The organism is Streptomyces sp. bgisy159, assembly GCF_965341775.1.
Classification (GTDB): Bacteria; Actinomycetota; Actinomycetes; order Streptomycetales; family Streptomycetaceae; genus Streptomyces.
In genome coordinates this window covers 87,391-106,407 of sequence record NZ_CBDQZH010000006.1, presented here as the reverse complement: position 1 = coordinate 106,407, position 19,017 = coordinate 87,391, and the positions used below count along the sequence as shown (strand labels likewise).

General features: G+C 74.1%; 18 protein-coding genes. 12 read left to right on the top strand and 6 right to left on the bottom strand.

The window, feature by feature from the left end; all coding sequences use genetic code 11:
* The first annotated feature begins 233 nt into the window (after window positions 1–233).
* From ACSLTV_RS08730 to hypA, 12 genes are all read left to right on the top strand, one after another.
* Window positions 234–1,802 (top strand): phytoene desaturase family protein, encoded by a 1,569-nt coding sequence (locus ACSLTV_RS08730; protein WP_432138001.1) that lies wholly within the window; start codon window positions 234–236, stop codon window positions 1,800–1,802.
* A gap of 164 nt (window positions 1,803–1,966) precedes the next feature.
* Window positions 1,967–3,076, top strand: coding sequence for an NAD(P)H-dependent flavin oxidoreductase (locus ACSLTV_RS08725; RefSeq protein ID WP_432138002.1), 1,110 nt, complete (start codon window positions 1,967–1,969; stop codon window positions 3,074–3,076).
* On the top strand, window positions 3,073–4,641 hold the full coding sequence (locus ACSLTV_RS08720) for an acyl-CoA synthetase (RefSeq protein WP_432138003.1): 1,569 nt from the start codon (window positions 3,073–3,075) through the stop codon (window positions 4,639–4,641). Before ACSLTV_RS08725 ends, ACSLTV_RS08720 begins: the two co-directional genes overlap by 4 nt.
* A 912-nt stretch (window positions 4,642–5,553) precedes the next feature.
* Window positions 5,554–7,143 carry a hypothetical protein gene (locus ACSLTV_RS08715; protein ID WP_435611930.1) on the top strand — a complete coding sequence of 530 codons (1,590 nt, stop codon included), beginning with the start codon at window positions 5,554–5,556 and terminating at the stop codon, window positions 7,141–7,143.
* Window positions 7,144–7,167: 24 nt separating this feature from the next.
* Window positions 7,168–7,713 (top strand): hemerythrin domain-containing protein, encoded by a 546-nt coding sequence (locus ACSLTV_RS08710; protein ID WP_432138005.1) that lies wholly within the window; start codon window positions 7,168–7,170, stop codon window positions 7,711–7,713.
* Window positions 7,710–8,798, top strand: a complete 1,089-nt coding sequence (locus ACSLTV_RS08705) for a hydrogenase expression protein HypE (protein ID WP_432138006.1) — start codon at window positions 7,710–7,712, stop codon at window positions 8,796–8,798. The genes ACSLTV_RS08710 and ACSLTV_RS08705 overlap by 4 nt, the downstream gene beginning before the upstream one ends.
* Before the next feature lie 33 nt (window positions 8,799–8,831).
* Complete coding sequence (locus ACSLTV_RS08700) at window positions 8,832–10,634, top strand: nickel-dependent hydrogenase large subunit (RefSeq protein ID WP_432138007.1); 1,803 nt, start codon at window positions 8,832–8,834, stop codon at window positions 10,632–10,634.
* Window positions 10,624–11,220, top strand: coding sequence for a NifU family protein (locus ACSLTV_RS08695; protein WP_435611929.1), 597 nt, complete (start codon window positions 10,624–10,626; stop codon window positions 11,218–11,220). The genes ACSLTV_RS08700 and ACSLTV_RS08695 overlap by 11 nt, the downstream gene beginning before the upstream one ends.
* The gene (locus tag ACSLTV_RS08690; protein WP_432138009.1) at window positions 11,217–11,855 is read left to right on the top strand and encodes a DUF5947 family protein; all 639 of its coding nucleotides are present in this window, start codon (window positions 11,217–11,219) and stop codon (window positions 11,853–11,855) included. The genes ACSLTV_RS08695 and ACSLTV_RS08690 overlap by 4 nt, the downstream gene beginning before the upstream one ends.
* Window positions 11,822–12,028, top strand: a complete 207-nt coding sequence (locus ACSLTV_RS08685) for a hypothetical protein (RefSeq protein WP_432138010.1) — start codon at window positions 11,822–11,824, stop codon at window positions 12,026–12,028. The genes ACSLTV_RS08690 and ACSLTV_RS08685 overlap by 34 nt, the downstream gene beginning before the upstream one ends.
* 47 nt (window positions 12,029–12,075) lie before the next feature.
* Window positions 12,076–12,234, top strand: coding sequence for a hypothetical protein (locus ACSLTV_RS08680; RefSeq protein WP_432138011.1), 159 nt, complete (start codon window positions 12,076–12,078; stop codon window positions 12,232–12,234).
* Between the two features lie 5 nt (window positions 12,235–12,239).
* Window positions 12,240–12,599, top strand: coding sequence for a hydrogenase maturation nickel metallochaperone HypA (gene hypA / locus ACSLTV_RS08675; protein ID WP_432138012.1), 360 nt, complete (start codon window positions 12,240–12,242; stop codon window positions 12,597–12,599).
* A gap of 118 nt (window positions 12,600–12,717) precedes the next feature.
* Here hypA and hypE read toward each other — a convergent pair whose 3' ends face one another.
* Genes hypE through ACSLTV_RS08645 form a run of 6 tightly spaced genes read right to left on the bottom strand, consistent with a single transcriptional unit; the run spans window position 12,718 to window position 18,994 of the window.
* A complete protein-coding gene (gene hypE / locus ACSLTV_RS08670) occupies window positions 12,718–13,791 on the bottom strand; it encodes a hydrogenase expression/formation protein HypE (protein ID WP_432157363.1) in 1,074 nt (357 codons plus the stop codon).
* Entirely contained in the window at window positions 13,784–14,920 is a 1,137-nt protein-coding gene (hypD, locus tag ACSLTV_RS08665) for a hydrogenase formation protein HypD (protein WP_432157364.1), read from the bottom strand. Before hypD ends, hypE begins: the two co-directional genes overlap by 8 nt.
* Window positions 14,917–15,225: a HypC/HybG/HupF family hydrogenase formation chaperone gene (locus tag ACSLTV_RS08660; RefSeq protein WP_432138015.1), complete on the bottom strand. Its 309-nt coding sequence runs from the start codon at window positions 15,223–15,225 to the stop codon at window positions 14,917–14,919. Before ACSLTV_RS08660 ends, hypD begins: the two co-directional genes overlap by 4 nt.
* 3 nt (window positions 15,226–15,228) lie before the next feature.
* Window positions 15,229–17,631 carry a carbamoyltransferase HypF gene (gene hypF / locus ACSLTV_RS08655; protein ID WP_435611928.1) on the bottom strand — a complete coding sequence of 801 codons (2,403 nt, stop codon included), beginning with the start codon at window positions 17,629–17,631 and terminating at the stop codon, window positions 15,229–15,231.
* A complete protein-coding gene (gene hypB / locus ACSLTV_RS08650) occupies window positions 17,628–18,338 on the bottom strand; it encodes a hydrogenase nickel incorporation protein HypB (RefSeq protein ID WP_432138103.1) in 711 nt (236 codons plus the stop codon). Before hypB ends, hypF begins: the two co-directional genes overlap by 4 nt.
* Window positions 18,338–18,994, bottom strand: coding sequence for a hydrogenase maturation protease (locus tag ACSLTV_RS08645; RefSeq protein ID WP_432138017.1), 657 nt, complete (start codon window positions 18,992–18,994; stop codon window positions 18,338–18,340). The genes hypB and ACSLTV_RS08645 overlap by 1 nt, the downstream gene beginning before the upstream one ends.
* Window positions 18,995–19,017 lie beyond the last annotated feature (23 nt).

The window sequence follows — 19,017 nt, the reverse complement described above, 5'->3', positions numbered from 1 at the left end:
AACGGTGACCAGGACTCTGCCGCCACCCCGGCACGTGCTGCGCGCGATCGGCCGCCTCGGTCCGGACGCCCGTCCGAGTCGGTCCGGCCTCCGGCTGACGACGCCGGACGCCTCCTCTTGAGGGCCCCCGCCGGACTTGGGCCCCGCGCCCCGCCTCCCGGTGGCGATCGCGCGCCGACGGCCACCCGCCCGGCCACCTGGCCCCTGTCGATCGCCCCGTGCTACCAAGAACCATGTCCGCACACGAGGCGACCCGCAGCCATGACGTCGTGATCATCGGCGGAGGCCACAACGGGCTGGTGGCCGCCGCCTACCTGGCCCGGGCGGGCCGGTCCGTGCTGGTGCTGGAACGGCTGGGCCGCACCGGGGGCGCCGCCGTCTCCACGCGCCCCTTCACCGGCGTGGACGCCCGACTCTCACGCTACTCCTACCTGGTCAGCCTGTTGCCGCGGAAGATCGTGCGCGATCTGGGGCTGGACTTCCGGGTGCGGGCCCGGCAGATCTCCTCCTACACGCCGGTCGAGCGCGGCGGACGGGCCACGGGGCTGCTGGTCGGCGGGGGCGAGCGGCGCACCCGGGAGGCGTTCGAGCGACTGACCGGCGGGGAGCGCGAGTACGCCGCGTGGCAGAGCTTCTACGGCCTGACCGGGCACGTCGCCGAGCGGGTCTTCCCGACACTGACCGAACCGCTGCCCACCCGCGCCGAGCTGCGCCGCCGCGTCGACGACGAAGAGGCCTGGCGGGTGCTGTTCGAGGAGCCGATCGGCGCCGCGATCGAGGACCGGTTCGCGGACGACGTGGTACGGGGCGTGGTGCTCACCGACGCCCTCATCGGCACCTTCGCCGACGCGCACGAAGCCTCCCTCGCCCAGAACCGCTGCTTCCTCTACCACGTGATCGGCGGGGGCACCGGCGCCTGGGACGTGCCCGTCGGCGGGATGGGCGCCCTCACCGACGCGCTCGCGTCGGCGGCCCGCGGGGCAGGCGCGGTCCTCGCCACCGGCCACGAGGCGCTGCGTGTGCACACCGACGGCCGCCGTGCGGAGGTCACCTACCGCACCGCCGACGGCGAGGGCCTGGCCGCCGCCCGGCACGTGCTGGTCGGCGCCTCCCCGCAGGAGCTGGCGGCGCTCACCGGCGACACCCCGCCGGAGCCGGCCGAGGGCGCCCAGCTCAAGGTGAACATGCTGCTCAGGCGGCTGCCCCGGCTGCGGGACAGCTCCGTCGACCCGCGCGAGGCGTTCGCCGGGACCTTCCACATCGCCGAGGGGTACCGGCAGCTGGCCACCGCCCACGCCCAGGCCGCCACGGGGCACCTGCCGGCCGTGCCGCCCTCGGAGATCTACTGCCACTCGCTGACCGACCCGACGATCCTCGCCCCCGACCTGGTCGCCCGGGGATACCAGACCCTCACCCTGTTCGGCCTGCACACCCCCGCCCGGCTCTTCCGGCGGGACAACGACGCGGTCCGTGCGCGGCTCCTCGACCTGACCCTCGCCCAGCTCGACGCCCATCTGGCGGAACCGCTCGCCGACTGCCTGGCCACCGACGCCGACGGCCGGCCCTGCGTCGAGGCCAGGACCCCGCTCGACCTGGAGCGCGACCTGCGGCTGCCCGGCGGCAACATCTTCCACCGCGCGCTGTCCTGGCCGTACGCGCAGGAGGGTACGGGCCGTTGGGGTGTGGAGACGCGGCACGGCAATGTCCTGCTGTGCGGGGCGGGCGCGGTGCGTGGCGGCGGGGTCAGCGGGGTGCCCGGCCACAACGCCGCGATGGCCGTGCTGGAGCGGGACGGGACCTGACCGGGGCGGCCTGAAGAGGACCACTTCGACGGGCCGAACGAGGTGGAAGAAGGCGGTGTTCCACCAGTAGGGCGGGTGCCGGACGGCGGGACCGCTCCCCAGATAACTGACGGAGCATCAGAAAAGCTCTTCCGTCGTACGGGGGTCTCGGGCATCCTGCGCGCATGCAGACGGAGCTGAGCAAGAGACTGGGAGTCGAGCACGCCCTCTTCGGCTTCACACCGTTCCCGGCCGTCGCCGCGGCGATCAGCCGGGCCGGCGGGTTCGGCGTGCTCGGCGCGGTCCGCTACACCGCCCCCGACGACCTCAAGCGCGACCTCGACTGGCTGGACGCCCACACCGGCGGCCGGCCCTACGGCCTGGACGTCGTCATGCCGGCCAAGAAGGTCGAGGGCGTCACCGAGGCCGACGTGGAAGCGATGATCCCGGAGACCCACCGCGCGTTCGTCCGCGACACCCTCGCCCGCTACGGGGTCCCCGACCTGCCCGACGGGGAGGCGTCCGGCTGGCGCATCACCGGCTGGATGGAGCAGGTCGCCCGTACCCAGCTCGACGTGGCCTTCGACCACCCGATCGCCCTCCTCGCCAACGCCCTCGGCTCCCCGCCGGCCGACGTGATCGCGCGCGCCCACGACCAGGGCGTCCTGGTCGCCGCGCTGGCCGGAAGCGCGCGCCACGCGGTGAAACACGTGCGGGCCGGCATCGACATCGTCGTGGCGCAGGGCTACGAGGCCGGCGGCCACACCGGGGACATCGCCTCCATGGTGCTGACGCCCGAGGTCGTCACGGCGGTCGCCCCCCTGCCCGTGCTGGCGGCCGGAGGCATAGGCAGCGGCGAGCAGGCCGCGGCCGCCCTCGCCCTCGGCGCCCAGGGCGTCTGGCTGGGCTCGGTCTGGCTGACCACCGCCGAGGCCGAACTCACCTCTCCCGCCCTGACCCGCAAACTCCTTGCCGCGGGCTCCGGCGACACCGTGCGCTCCCGTGCCCTGACCGGCAAGCCGGCCCGTCAGCTGCGCACCGAGTGGACGGACGCCTGGGACGACCCGGCCGGCCCCGGCACCCTACCCATGCCCTTGCAGGGACTCCTGGTCGCCGATGCCCTCTCGCGCATCCAGCGGTACGAGGTGGAACCCCTCCTCGGCACGCCCGTCGGCCAGATCGTCGGGCGGATGAACGAGGTCCGCGACGTCCAGGCCGTCGTCGACGACCTGACCCGCGGCTTCGAACGGGCCGTCGACCGGCTCGACCGCATCGCCGGAAGGAGCGCCCGGTGACGACCACCCCCGCTCGGCCCGCGCCTCCCGCCGGCTTCTGGGCGCAGGCCACCGCCGACCCCGGACGTACCGTCCTGATCGCCCCCGACGGCGAGGAATGGACCGCGGGACGCCTGCACGCCGCCGCCAACCGGCTGGTCCACGGCCTGCGCGCCGCCGGACTGGCACGCGGGGACGCGTTCGCCGTGGTGCTGCCCAACTCGGCGGAGTTCCTCACCGCCCACCTCGCCGCCACCCAGGCCGGCCTCTACCTCGTCCCCGTCAACCATCATCTGGTCGGCCCCGAGATCGCCTGGATCATCGCCGACTCCGGCGCCAAGGTCCTCATCACCCACGCCCGTCACGGCGACGCGGCCCGCCGGGCCGCCGACGAGGCCGGCCTGCCCGCGGACCGGCGGTACGCGGTCGGTGACGTCGCGGGCTTCCGGCCGTACGCCGAACTCCTCGACGGACAGCCCGAGTCGCCCCCGGCCGAGCGCACCCTCGGCTGGGTGATGAACTACACCTCCGGTACGACGGGCCGACCGCGCGGCATCCGGCGGCCCCTGCCCGGCACCCTTCCCGAACAGGCCCACCTCGGCGGCTTCCTCGGCATCTTCGGCATCCGGCCGTTCGACGACAACGTCCACCTCGTCTGCTCGCCCCTGTACCACACGGCCGTGCTGCAGTTCGCTTCCGCGTCCCTGCACATCGGCCACCGGCTGGTCCTGATGGACAAGTGGACGCCCGAGGAGATGCTCCGCCTCGTCGACACCCACCGGTGCACCCACACCCACATGGTGCCCACCCAGTTCCACCGCCTGCTCGCCCTGCCCGAGCCGGTCCGCCGGTCCTACGACGTGTCGTCGATGCGGCACGCCGTCCACGGCGCCGCGCCCTGCCCCGACCACGTCAAGCGGGCCATGATCGACTGGTGGGGGAGCTGCGTGGAGGAGTACTACGCGGCCAGTGAGGGCGGCGGCGCCTTCGCGACGGCCGAGGACTGGCTGAAGCGTCCCGGCACCGTCGGCAGGGCCTGGCCCATCAGCGAACTCGCGATCTTCGACGACGACGGCAACCGGCTGCCGCCCGGGCGGCTCGGCACGGTCTACATGAGGATGACCACCGGCGGCTTCAGCTACCACAAGGACGAGCAGAAGACCCGCAGGAACCGCATCGGCGACTTCTTCACCGTCGGCGACCTCGGCTACCTCGACGAGGACGGCTATCTCTTCCTGCGCGACCGCAAGATCGACATGATCATCTCGGGCGGGGTCAACATCTACCCCGCCGAGATCGAATCGGCCCTGCTCGCCCACCCGGCCGTCGCCGACGCCGCCGCTTTCGGCATCCCGCACGACGACTGGGGCGAGGAGGTCAAGGCCGTCGTCGAACCGGCCCCCGGCCACACCCCGGGGCCGGACCTCGCCGCCGCCCTGCTCGCCCACTGCGCCGACCGCCTGGCCGGCTACAAACGCCCGAGGAGCATCGACTTCGTCCCCGAGATGCCCCGCGACCCCAACGGCAAGCTGTACAAGCGGCGGCTGCGGGACCCGTACTGGGCGGGCCGCACCCGCGCCGTCTGACCGTACGGCGGCTCGGTCGTGCACCAGCCCCGTCGGCCGCTCGGCGGAGCGTCGGCACGGGGGCGGGCGCCCCGCGCCTGCGGGCACGTGAGCGGCACGCCGGGCAGGCCGGGCAGGCCGGCCCGCTCATACCGAGTACGCCGGGTGGGCCGAGTGCGGCGGCCGCGCCGTGGCCGCCGGCGCCGACAGCCGCCGTCGGCACCGAGGCGGCGTCCCGCACCGGTGCCCCCGCGGGGCGGCGATGCCGCCCGCCACCACCCGCGACGCCCCGGCCCTGAGAGCCCGGCCGTCCCCCCGTGCCGTGCCGCCCCTGCCCGCACCCGTCTGCGCCGCCGCCCCGTGACCTGGCCGGCCAGGTCCGGGACCTCGCTGGCCAGGTCCGGCCCGTCGTCGTCCTTCCGCCTCGCCGTGGCCGCGTCCCCGCCTCGGCCAGGGCTGGCACCTGCCGGATCCGCAGCACGCCATGCCCGCGCGCCGACAGACCGGCGCGCACTCCGACGTGGAACGCACCGCGCGGGGCCGCGGCCCGGCGCCCCGTTCCGGCGAAGGCGCGCTCCCGAAGTGGCGCCCCCAGCGGCGCCCCCGAAGCGGGCGTGCCCCAGGGGCCCCCGGGGGACGTCACACAAAGGGATGCGCGGCATCCGTGCCCGGCACGGATCGCCCGCGCGTCGTACGGATGCCCCTCCGACCAGCGTGCCCGTCCGCCGGCGAGCGGGCCGCGGGCCCGACGGCCGTCGCCCGACCGGCTCAGCGGCGGTGCGTCGTGAGAGGCGCCGAGGTGTGAAGCGTGTGACCGTCGTGGAACGGATGGCCGGCGAAGGCCCCGGACGGTCGACCTACGCCACCGGGAGGCCGCACACCACCCCGGGCGGTCACCGAGTACCCGGGAGCCCACGGCACGAGGAGACGCCGATGACGGTCGACGGAGCAGGGACGCGGACGGGAGTCGGGGCCGCTGACGCCTTCGGCCGGCTGCGCGCGGTGGCCGACGCCGTCCTCTACGAGGGCTATCTGCTGTACCCCTACCGCAGGTCCTCCCCGAAGAACCGGGTGCGCTGGCAGTTCGGCGTCCTCAGCCCGCGGGACTGGGCGGAGCGGGACGGGCCGGTGCCGCCAGGCCTCTCCGGCTCGGTGGACTCCTGGTACCAGCAGACCCAGTGCCTGCTGCGGGCCGCCCCGACCACCGTGCTCCGTGTACAGGTCCGCTACCTGCAGCTCCAGTACAAGCAGATCGAGCGACGGGAAGCCGACGGCCGGTACCGGCCCGTGGAGTCGCTGGCGGCCGGTGACGCGGTCCACCTCACCTTCGACGAGGCCGTGCCCCGCGAGGTGGACATCGTCGTCCCGCTCGAACGGCTGCTCGACCACGAGTACCGGGTGCCCGCGGGCGCGCCGGCCGGGGAGGACACCGAGCCGCTGCCCGGCGGGATCGGCCGGGTGGTGCGCCGGCGCCATCCCAGCGAGGCGGTGACCGCACTGCGCGCCGAACGCGTGCGGGACGGCGCCCCGGCGCTCTACCGGCTCACCGTGCGCACCGAGAACACCGGCGCGTCACCCGGCGCCGGCGTCCCCCGCGCCGAAGTCCTGCGTCACGCGCTCCTGGCCACCCACACCCTCGTCGGCGCGGACGACGGGACCGAGTTCCTGTCCCTGACCGATCCGCCGCCCCCGTACCAGGACCTCGCCCGCACCTGCCGCAACCTGCACACCTTCCCCGTCCTCGGAGGCGAACCCGGCGGGGGCCGCGAACACCCGGCCCCCGGCGTGTCCGGCGTCCTGCTGTCCGCGCCCATCCTGCTGCCCGACCACCCCCAGGTGGCGCCCGAGAGCCCCGGCGACCTGCACGACGCCGCCGAGATCGACGAGATCCTCTCCCTGCGCACCCTGCTCCTCACCGACGAGGAGAAGCGCGAGGCACGGGCCACCGACCCGCGCGCCGCCGACATCCTCGACCGGGTGGAGGGCATGCCCCCGGAGATGTTCGCCAAGCTGCACGGGGCCATCCGATCCCTGCGGCCGGCCGCCCCCACCGCGTGCTCCACCCCGGCGGCCGCCCCGGCACCGGTCACCCCGGTCACCGCCCCCGCCCCGGTCTCCGCCCCCGCGCCCACCCCGGGACCGCTGCCCGGCGTCCCCTGGTGGCACGACGGCGGCGACGACGGACTGTCCCCGACGACCGACACCGTCCTCGTCGACGGGGTGCCCGTCGCCGCCGGCAGCGCCGTGCGGCTGCGCCCGGCCGGGCGGGGCGCCGACGCCCAGGACATGTTCCTGGCGGGCCGCACCGCCACGGTGGCCGCCGTCCTGCACGACGTGGACGGCAGCCTGCACGTCGCCGTCACGCTCGACGACGACCCGGCGGCCGAGCTCCACGGCTGGTACGGCCGCTTCCACTACTTCCGCCCCCACGAACTCACCCCCCTCACCCCGGCAGCGCCCCCCGCCGTGCCCCCGCCGGGTCAGCAGCCGCGTCCGCCCCGCGCACCCCGACCACACCCCTGACCACCACAGACGAGGCAGGACGCGATGGACGCCCTTGAGGTACTGGTCCACGACCACCGCATGGTGGAACAGCTGTTCCGCAACTACCACGCCGGCGCCTCCGACGCCCAGCGCCGGGCCGTCGTCGAGCTGCTCGTGCGGGAACTGTCCAAGCACGCCGCCCTGGAGGAGATGCTGATCTACCCGCTCGCCCGCGAGGTGCTCCCCGACGGCGCCCGCGAGGTCGACGACCGCCTCGGCGAGCACATGGCCCTGAAGAAGACCCTCCTCGCACTGGACCGGCTCTCCGCGGGCGACGACCGCACCGACGCACTCGTCGCCGAGCTGCGCCGGGAGGTCGAGGAGCACGTGCACGAGGAAGAGACCGAGTTCATGCCCCGCCTGCGCGCGGCCGTCTCCCAGGAGCGGCTGGACCGGCTCGGCGAGGAGCTGGCCAAGGCCAAGCGGGGCGCGCCCACCCGGCCCCACCCGCACGCTCCGGACCGCCCGCCCGGCCTCACCCTGGCCGCGCCGATGGCCGCCGCGTACGACAGGGCACGGGACCGACTGCAAGGGAGGCCGAGGACATGACCGTTGAGAGCGGCACCACCGACGTGAGCAAGGAACCCGACCGTGCGCAGGCGCGCGAAGGGTTCGACGAGATCCACATTCTCTGGATCTCCGAGGGGATGAGCTGCGACGGCGACACCGTCTCGCTCACCGCCGCCGGACAGCCCTCCATCGAGGACCTCATAGAAGGGCTGATCCCCGGCCTGCCGAAGGTGCACCTGCACAACAAGGTGCTGTCACCGAGCCTCGGCGGCGAGGACTTCCTCGCCCCCTACCGGGCCGCGGCGCGCGGCGAACTCGCCCCGTTCATCCTCGTCCTGGAGGGGTCCGTCCCCAACCAGAACATCATCGAGGGCGACGGCTACTGGACGTCCTTCGGCAACGACCCGGAGACCGGCGAACCGCAGACGCTCAACGAGTGGATCGACCAACTCGCCCCCAGGGCGTGGGCGATCGTCGCCGCCGGCACCTGCGCCACCTACGGCGGTATCCACGCCATGGCCGGCAACCCCACCGGTGCCATGGGACTCTCCGACTACCTGGGCTGGGACTTCAGGACACAGGGCGCGCTGCCCGTCGTCAACGTACCCGGCTGCCCCATCCAGCCGGAGAACTTCATGGAGACCCTGGTCTGGGTGCTCCACCACGCGGCCGGCGCCGCCCCGCCGCCCCCGCTGGACCACATGCTGCGCCCGCAGTGGCTGTTCGGGAGAACGGTCCACGAGGGCTGCGACCGGGCCGCCTACTACGAGCAGGCCGACTTCGCCAAGGACTACAACGCCCCCAAATGCCAGGTGAAAGTGGGCTGCTGGGGCCCGGTGGTCAACTGCAACGTGCCCAAGCGCGGCTGGATGAACGGCGTCGGCGGCTGCCCCAACGTCGGCGGCATCTGCATCGGGTGCACCATGCCCGGCTTCCCCGACGCGTTCATGCCGTTCATGGACGAGCCCACCGGCGGCAGCCTGTCGTCGATCCTCATCAAGCCCTACGGGGCGTTCATCCGCCGGATGCGCGGCATCACCAGTGTCGCCGTGAACCGCGAACCCAAGTGGCACCACAACGAGCCCGAACTCACCAGCGGCTACGACCCCTACTGGCGGCCGTGACCCCCGCCGGCACCCCACACATCAGGAAGTGACATGACACAGACCGAGGACCGGGCCGGGACCGGCGAGCGCAAACCCGCTCAGCTCGTCGACATGTCCTGGGACCCGATCACCCGGATCATCGGCAACCTGGGCATCTACACGAAGATCGACTTCGCCAACCGCGAGGTGGTCGAGTGCCACAGCACCTCGTCGCTCTTCCGCGGCTACTCGGTGTTCATGAAGGGCAAGGACCCCCGTGACGCCGGTTTCATCACCTCGCGGATCTGCGGCATCTGCGGCGACAACCACACCACCTGCTCCAACTACGCGCAGCAGATGGCCTACGGGATCAAACCGCCGCCGCTCGCCGAGCACATCGTCAACCTCGGCGAAGCCGCCGAGTACATGTTCGACCACACGATCTTCCAGGACAACCTGGTCTTCGTCGACTTCTGCGAGGCCATGGTCAAGGCGACCAACCCGGGCGTCCTGGCCCGCGCCGAGCGCACCGACGCGCCGAGGGCGCAGATCCACGGCTTCCGCACCATCGCCGACATCATGCGCTCGTTCAACCCCTTCGAGGGCGAGACGTACAAAGAGGCGCTGAAGGTCAGCAGGCTGACCCGGGAGATGTTCTGCAAGATGGAGGGACGCCACGTCCACCCGTCGACCCTGTACCCCGGCGGCGTCGGCACCATGGCGACCCCCACCCTCTTCACCGACTACCTCTCCGCCCTGATGAAGGTCCTGGACTTCGTCAAGCAGTCCGTCGCGATGAACGACGACGTCTTCGACTTCTTCTACGAGGCCCTGCCCGGCTACGAGGAGGTCGGCCGCCGCCGTATCCTGCTGGGCTGCTGGGGCGCGTTCCAGAACCCCGACGTCTGCGACTACCGCTACGAGACGATGAACGACTGGGGCAAGGCGATGCACGTCACCCCCGGCATCATCGTCGACGGCGAACTGGTCACCAACAACCTGGTCGACATCAACCTCGGCATGCGCATCATGCTCGGCAGCTCCTACTACGAGGACTGGCGGACCGAGGAACCCTTCGTCACCCACGACCCGCTCGGCAACCCCGTCGACATGCGCCACCCGTGGAACCAGACCACCGTCCCGGTGCCGCAGAAGCGCGACTTCGACGGCAACTACAGCTGGGTGATGAGCCCCCGCTGGTACCACCAGCAGACCGACCGGCACCTGGCCCTGGACACCGGCGGCGGCCCCCTCGCCCGGCTGTGGTCCACCGCCCTCAACGGCCTCGTCGACACCGAGTACGTCAAGGCCACCGGCCACAGCGTGCGCATCACGCTGCCCAGGAGCGAGAAGCTGCCCGAGCAGACGCTGGAGTGGAGCATCCCGCGGTGGAGCAACACCATCGAGCGTGACCGGGCACGCCCCTACTTCGTCGCGTACGCCGCCGCCATGGCCCTCGACTTCGTGGAGAAGGCGATGAACCTGGTCCGGGCCGGCGAGACCAAGGTGTTCGAGAACTTCGAGGTGCCCGAGGAGGCCATCGGCTGCGGCTTCCACGAGGCCGTGCGCGGCGTCCTCTCCCACCACCTCGTCATCAAGGACAAGAAGATCGCCAACTACCACCCGTACCCGCCCACCCCGTGGAACGCCAGCCCGCGCGACAGCTACGGCACCCCCGGCCCCTACGAGGACGCCGTCCAGGGCCAGCCCATCTTCGAGGAGAACGGGCCCGACGACTTCAAGGGCGTCGACATCATGCGCACCGTGCGCAGCTTCGACCCCTGCCTGCCGTGCGGCGTCCACATGTACCTCGGCAAGGGCAACACCCTCACCACGGTGCACTCGCCGACGTACGGGGCCGGCCATGGCGGCTGACACCCCCGCGGCCGGGACTCCCGCCGCCGAGCCGGCCACGGCCGGGGCCACCCGGCTCGGCGCCGACGCCGTGGCCGCCCGCCTGGCCCGCGTCGACGACCTGCTCGAACGCCTGGAGAGCAGTCCCGGGCCCACTTCCCGGGACGCCCTGGCGGCGGTACGCGCCCTGACCGAGGTGTACGGCGAGGCCCTGGCCCGCGTCCTGGACCGCGCCGACCCGGCCCTGGCGGCGGCGCTGGCCGACGACGAACTCCTCGGGCACCTGATGGTGCTGCACGACGTCCACCCCGAGCAGGTGCTGCCCCGGCTGGACCGCGCCGTCGAACGGCTGCGCGGCCCCCTGCGTGAGCGCGGCGGAGACCTGGAACTGGTCGGCGTCGACGAGGGAGTGGCGCGGGTACGGCTGCGCGCCGGCGGCTGCGGCTCGACGGCCGCCGGCGTCATGGACGCCGTCCGCGACACCCTCCTCGCCGTCGCCCCCGAACTGCACGGCGTCGAACGCGCCCCCGAACCCGGCGGCACCGCCGCCTTCGTACCGCTGGACACCCTCACCCTCGCGCCCGGCCGCCGGCGGGGGACGCCATGAACACCGGCGGCGCGCTCGCCCGGGTCATCCGCTCCGGCGCCGACCTGCGCACGGCGGCCGAGGAACGCTGCGAGCTGTGCGCGGCCCCCGTGCCGCAAGGCCACCGCCACCTGTACGACGGCGAACGGCAGGAGGTGCTCTGCGCCTGCCGCCCCTGCTCGCTGCTGTTCGTCCGGGACGGAACGAGCGGGGCCCACTACCGGCTGATCCCGGAACGCCGTTTGCGGCTGCCCCCGCTGGACACCGCCCCACTCGGCGTCCCCGTCGGCCTGGCCTTCTTCGTCCCGCACGCCGACGGCACCGTCGTGGCCCACTACCCCGGGCCCGCCGGCGCCGTCCACGGGCAGGTGGCCGCCGCCGCGTGGCGGGAGGTGGCCACCGGGTGTCCACTGGTGGGAAGCGTGGCCCCCGACGTGGAGGCCCTGCTGATGAACACCGCGCGCGGGGCCGGCCACCACTGGATCGTGCCGGTCGACGACTGCTTCCGGCTGGTCGCTCTCGTACGGCGGGAGTGGCGCGGACTGTCCGGCGGCACCCGCGTGTGGCCGGCCGTCGAGCGGTTCTTCACGGACCTGGCCGACAGCACCGAAGGGAGTACCACATGGGAAGCATCCGGGTCGGAAGACCGGCCGTGAAGCCGGACACCCCCACCCACGTCTTCGGCCTCCACCAGGGCAACAAGGGCCCTTACGGACACCAGGCCGGCCACCACAAGGACGGCACCGCCGACGCGCGCCGCTCCACCGGCATCCACTGGAAGAAACACAACGCGATCCTCAAGGCCATGCCCAACATCCCCCCGGGCTGAGCCGGGGCGGGACCGGGACCGGCCCCAGGAAGCAGAAAGAAGGAGAGATGGCACAGCTGACGGCCCGGCGGGTCCTGACCGCCCAGGCGGCGCTCGTCTCCGCCGCCGCCCTGGCCCTGCTGATCAGGGAGATGCCCGGCCTCGTGCGCGAGATCAGGATCTGGCGGATGGTGGGTTCCCCGGCCGGCTCCCACCACTCAGGGTGACGGCCGTGCACGAACTGTCGATCGCCACCGCGATCGTCGAACAGGCCGACGAGGCGGCCCGCGCACACGGCGCGGGCCGCCCCGTGTCCGCGGTGAACGTGCGCGTCGGCGAACTCTCCGGCGTCGTCCCCGACGCCCTCGCCTTCGCCTTCGACGTGGCCCGCGACGGCACCACCCTCGCCGCGGCCGACCTGGTCGTGCAGGAGGTGGCCGCCGTCGCCCACTGCGCGCCCTGTGACACGGAGTTCGCGGTCGGCGTACCGCCCTTCTTCTGGTGCCCGCGCTGCGACCGGCCCTCCGACGGGCTGCGCAGCGGACGGGAACTGGAGATCACCGGCATCGAGTTCGCCGAGACGGCGCACTGAGAACCGACGGCCCGCGCCGTGCGCGGCGCGGGCCGTCGGCCGTGCGGGGACACGGGACACCCGGCGGTAGGCCGCGAGCGGCCGGCCGGACCACGCGTCCCCGGTCCCGGTACCGGCCTCAGCAGATCCGGGGCAGCTGCTCACCCAGCGGCAGGTCCACCACCCGTGTCCCGCCCAGGCCGGTCGACGCCACCACCATCCCGGGGTGCTCGGCGACACACTCGCCGATGACCGCCGCGCCCGCCCCCTGCGGATGCGCGCGCATCGCCGCGAGCACCGCCTCCGCGTGCTCCGGCGGCACGAAGGCCACCAGCCGCCCCTCGTTGGCGACGTACCACGGGTCCAGCCCGAGGAACCCGCAGGCGTTCGCCACCGCGTCCGGCACCGGGACGGCGCGCTCCGACAGCCGCACACCGGTGCCCGAGGCGCGCGCGATCTCGTTGAGGGCGGCGGCCAGGCCGCCCCGGGTCGGGTCGCGCAGCGCGTGCAGGTCGGGGGTCACCGACAGCATCGTCGCCACCAGCGCGGCCAGCGGGGCGGTGTCGGAGGCGATCTCGACACCGAACTCGATGCCCTCGCGCACACTCATGATGGCCACCCCGTGCAGGCCGACCGGCCCGCTGACGATCACGACGTCGCCGGGCCGCGCCCGGTCGGGGCGGATGTCGACGCCGTCCGGGACGAGCCCGACGCCCGACGTCGTCACGTACACCCCGTCCCCGTGGCCGGCCTCCACCACCTTGGTGTCCCCGGTGACGACGGTGACGTCCGCCGCCCGGGCCGCCGCACCGACCGCCCGGGCGACCCGTTCGACGACGTCCATGCCGACGCCCTCCTCCAGCACGAACGCCGTCGACAGGTACGCGGGCACGGCACCGCTCATCGCCAGGTCGTTGACCGTGCCGTTGACGGCCAGGTCGCCGATGCTGCCGCCGGGGAAGAACAGGGGCCGCACGACGTGGGAGTCGGTGGCGAAGGCCAGGCGGGCGCCGCCGAGCCGGACCACCGCCGAGTCGGCCAGCGCGGCCAGCGTGGCGTTGCCGTAGGCGGGTGCGAAGACGGTGTCGACGAGCTCCGCCGACAGTGCGCCGCCGCCCCCGTGCCCCATGACGACGACCGGTTGGTCGCGCAGCGGCGCGGGGCAGGACCAGACGGACGGGTCCACAGGTGCCGTGACGGTCGGGTCAGCCAACGGGGTTCATCTCCTTGGGGGCGGTCGCGGCCGGTGCGGTGCCGTCCATGCGCCGGTAGAGGTGGTACGCCGCGCACGCGCCCTCGCTGGAGACCATCGTGGCGCCCAGCGGGGTGCGCGGGGTGCAGGTGGTGCCGAACGCCGGGCACTCGGTCGGCTTGATCAGCCCCTGCAGCACCTCGCCGCTGCGGCACACGGCGGACTCCTCGGTGCGGATGCCGCTCACGTCGAAACGGTGCTCGGCGTCGTGGGCGCGGAAGGCCTCGGTCAGCCGCCAGCCGCTGTCCGGGATGCGTCCGATGCCCCGCCAGGAGCGGTCGGTGACCTCGAACACCTCCTCGATCATGCGCAGTGCCGCCGGGTTGCCGGCGTCCCGCACGGCCCGCGGGTAGGCGTTCTCCACCCGGTGCTCCCCGCGCTCCAGCTGGTGCACGGCGCGGCGGATGCCCTCCAGGATGTCCAGCGGTTCGAACCCGGTGACCACGATCGGCACCCGGTGCCGCTCGGCGAGGTCCGGGTACTCGGCGGTGCCCATCACGCTGCACACGTGTCCCGCGGCCAGAAACCCCTGCACCCGGCAGGCCGGTGCGGTCATGATGGCCTCGACGGCCGGCGGCACCCGCACGTGCGACACCAGCAGGCTGAAGTTGCCGACGCCGAGCCGGCGGGCCTGGTGGACGGCCATGGCGTTGGCGGGCGCGGTGGTCTCGAAGCCGATACCGAAGAACACCACCTCCCGGTCGGGGTGCCGGCGGGCGAGGTCGAGGGCGTCCATGGGGGAGTACACGACCCGGACGTCACCGCCCTCGCTGCGCACCCGGAACAGGTCGCGGTCGGTGCCCGGCACCCGCAGCATGTCCCCGAACGAGCAGAAGATCACCTCCGGCCGGGCGGCGATGGCCAGCGCCCGGTCGATGACCTCCAGCGGCGTCACACACACCGGACAGCCCGGACCGTGGATCAACTCCACCTGCTCGGGCAGGAGTTGATCGATGCCGTGCCGGATGATGGAGTGCGTCTGACCGCCGCACACCTCCATCAGCGCCCACGGCCGGGTCACCGTCGCGTGGATCTCGTCGAGCAGCTTGCGGGCCAGCTCCGGATCGTTGAACTCGTCGATGTACCTCACCGGGCTCCTTCCTCCTCAGCGGTACGGGGCTGACCGGCCTCCTGCGCCGCACGCCCCCAGGCGTCTCCGAACTCCTCCTCCAGCAGCCCCAGTTCCTCGAAGAGCCGCAGCGACGCCTGCGCCGACTCCTCGTCCAGCCGCTGCAGGGCGAACCCGACGTGGACGATCACGTACTCGCCGACCGCGACCTCGGGGACGTACTCCAGGCAGACGCGCTTGTGCACGCCGCCGAAGTCGATGAGCCCGGTCAGGGGGTCGCTGCCGTCCTCGATGGCCAGGACCCGGCCGGGCACTGCCAGACACATATGTCACTCCGTGTTGTCGGCGTGGGAGGTGGGGGAGGCGGGGAAGGCGGGGGAGGCGGGGGAGGCGGGGGAGGCTGGAGAGGTGGGGCAGGGGCGGTGGGCCGCCACCGCGAGCTGGCCCAGGGCGAGTCCGCCGTCGCCCGGCGGGACCTCCCGGTGCCGCAGGACCGTGAAGCCGTCCTCGGACAGCAGGGCGTGACTCGACTCCTCCAGCAGCGCGTTGGCGAACACTCCGCCGGTCAGGGCCACCGTCGCGATGCCGGTGTCCTGGCGCGCCCGCCGGCACACGGCCGCGACCGCCGCCGCCAGCGCGTGGTGGAAGCGGGCCGCGACCACGGCCGTCGGAGTGCCGTGCCGCAGGTCCGCGACGAGCGCCCGCAGCACGGGCGCCGGGTCGACGAGCACCGGGGCGCCCGCCGACAGGGCGAACGCGTAGCCACCGGTGTCCGCCGCCCCGGCCCGGCCGGCCGCCGCCTCCAGCGCCAGCGCGGCCTGCGCCTCGTGGTCCGCCCGGTGGCACAGACCGGTCAGCGAGGCGACGGCGTCGAACAGCCGGCCCGCGCTGGAGGTCGCCACACAGGCCAGGCCGCGCTCCAACTGCCGTGCCAGCACCCGGCGTTCCGCGGGCGAACAGGCCGCGGCGCTCGGGAGTTCCTCGTCCCACGGGATGCCTGCCGCGAACAGCCGGGCCAGGGCGGTCCGGCGGGGATGGGCCACCCCGGCGTCCCCGCCGGGCAGCGGAGCGGGCGCCAGATGCGCGAACCGGCGGTGGCGGCGGTAGTCGGCGATCAGCACCTCGCCGCCCCACACCGTGCCGTCGTCCCCGTAGCCGGTGCCGTCGAAGGCCACCCCGATCACCGGAACGGTGCCGTCCAGCCCGTGCTGGGCCATGGCGGAGGCGACGTGGGCGTGGTGGTGCTGGACCAGCCGCACCGGCCGGCCGTCCGCGTACCGGCGCGCCCACCGCGCCGAGTGATAGCCGGGGTGCCGGTCGGCGGCGACCACCTCCGGCCGGATGCCGGTCAGCCGCCGCAGCGTGCCCTCGACCCGCCCGAGCGCGTCCAGGCACGCCAGGTCGCCCAGGTCGCCGACGTGCGGTCCGAACCACGCCTGTGCGCCCGCGCCGAGACAGGGCGCGTTCTTCAGGTCACCGCCCGCGGCCAGCACCGGCGGCGCGGTGAACGGCAGCGCCAGCGGCCGGGGGACATAGCCCCGCGCACGGCGCAGCACCTGCTCGGTGCCGTCCGGCCGCACCCGCAGCACCGAGTCGTCGCAGGGCGACGTGATGGCGCGGTCGTGGGCGAGCCAGGCGTCGGCCAGACCGGCCAGCCGGGTCAGGGCCTCGGCGTCGTCGGTGACCAGGGGCTCACCGGAGCGGTTGCCGCTGGTCATCACCAGCAGCCGGGGGCCCGGCGGATCGCCCGGCAGCCCGAACAGCAGCGTGTGCACCGGGGTGTACGGCAGCACCACCCCCACATGCGGGCTGCCCGGGCACACCCCGGGGGCCAGCGGGCCGCCGCGCGGACGCAGCAGCACGATGGGGCGGCGGGGACCGGCCAGCGCGGCCCGCTCCGCCTCCCCGGCCTCCGCGATCTCCGCGACGGCGGCCAGGTCGGCGGCCATCACCGCGAACGGCTTGCCGGCGCGCCGCTTACGGGCCCGCAACTCGGCCACGGCCCGTTCGTCGGTGGCGTCGCAGGCCAGGTGGTAGCCGCCGAGACCCTTGACGGCGACGATCCGCCCGGCCGCCAGCAGCCGGCGTGCCGCCGTCAGCGCGTCGGCCCCCTCGACGGGCCGCAGTCCCAGCCCGGGAGCCGGGACCAGCCGCAGCCGGGGGCCGCAGTCCGGGCAGGCCACGGGCTGGGCGTGGAAGCGGCGGTCGCCCGGGTCGCCGTACTCCGCCGCGCACGCCGCGCACATCGGGAAGCCGCCCATGGTGGTCGTCGCCCGGTCGTACGGCAGCGCCGTGACGATGGTGAAGCGGGGCCCGCAGTGGGTGCAGGTGATGAACGGGTGGCGGTGGCGCCGGTCGGCCGGATCGGCCAGCTCACGCAGACACTCCGCGCAGGTCGCGGTGTCCGCCGGGAGTACCGTACGGCCCTCGCCCGGCTCGGAGGGCCGGATCGTGAAGCCGGTGTCCGCGCCGGTGGCGGGGACGGGCGCTCGGTCGACGCCGGTGACACAGGCGAGCGCGGGCGGCTCGGCCACCAGCCGGGCGCAGAACCGGTCCACGCCGTCGGGCGGCCCCTCGACCTCGATCAGCACCCCGCCCGAGTGGTTGGTCACGAAGCCGCCGAGTGCCTCCTCGGTGGCCAGCCGGTGCACGAACGGCCGGAACCCGACTCCCTGCACCACGCCCCGCACCCCTACCCGCAGCCGGACGGCCGCCGCGGCGGGGGCGGTCACGACGCGGCGTGCCGGTGCTCGGGCGCGGCCAGCGCGGGCCGATGCGGCGGGGCGCCGTCCCGTGCGGCGAGGACCCGCTCCAGCAGCGCGTCCACGCCCTCCCCGGTGCGCGCGCTGGTCCGTACGACGGGCACCCCCGGGTTGACCCGCTCGACGTTGCCCGCGAAGCCGTCCTCGTCGAAGCCGGCCGCGACCGCCAGGTCGGTCTTGGTCACCACCACCAGATGGGCGGAGCCGAAGGCGGTCGGGTACTTCAGCGGCTTGTCCTCGCCCTCGGTGACCGCCATCAGCACGATCCGCAGCGCCTCGCCGAGGTCGTAGGCCGCCGGGCAGACCAGGTTGCCGACGTTCTCCACGAAGAGCAGCTCGGCCGTCGGCGGCAGCCACCCGTCCAGATGGCCGCGGACCTGCTGCGCCTCCAGATGGCACAGGCCGCCCGTGAGCAGCTGTTTGACGGGGGCGCCCGAGCGGGCCAGCCGCCGGGCGTCGTTCTCCGTCGCCAGGTCGGCGGTGAGCGCCGCCACCGGGATCTCCCGTCGCACCGCCCGGGTCAGCACCTCCGTCAGCAGCTCGGTCTTGCCGCTGCCCGGACTCGACAGCAGATTGACGACGGTGACGCCCTGGCGGCCGAGATCGGTGCGCAGGGCGGCGGCCAGGTCGTCGTTCTTCGCCATCACGGCCTGCCTGACGTCCACGGACCGGCACATCATGCGTGCTCCTTGCTGGGCGGGAAGGTGAGGGGCGGGGAGTCGAGCGCGGAGCCGGCGGGCCGGGCCCCGCCCCGATCCTGCGCTCCGGGAGCCGCGGATCCCCGGGGACCGGCCGGAGGCGGGGCCCCGGATTCCTCCGCCCGGCCGAACACCAGTGGGGCGGCCGGGTCGGCGAGCAGCCGCCCCACCACGGTGTGCAGCAGCGGCACGGCGGCCGCGACGGCCGCCCGTACCGGATCGCTCAGACCGCCCACCACGTCGGCGTCGTGGTCCGGCAGCCGCTCCGGCTCACAGGCCAGCAGCACCACCCGGGGCAGCGGACCGTCGGTCAGCCGCGCGGCCAGGGCCAGCACCTTCACCGGGTCCATGCCGTGCGCCTCCGGGGCGGTGTCGGCGGCGGCGGGCGGCTCCGGGTCGACCACGGAGAGGGTGCCCGGGCGGTGGCCCCGCGGGGCGGCGTCGACCAGCACCACGGCGTCCCAGCCGTCGAGCAGGGTGTAGGCCAGGTCCAGCCCCCGGATGCCGAAGTCCCGCACCGTCACCCCCGCGGGCAGCGGGTGGTCGCGCAGCGCGACCACGACCTCCGGGCCGAAGGCGTCGTCGCCGAGGAAGATGTTGCCGACTCCGGCCACCAGCAGACGGGGAAAACTCAACGGACACTCCTCCACGCGGACGG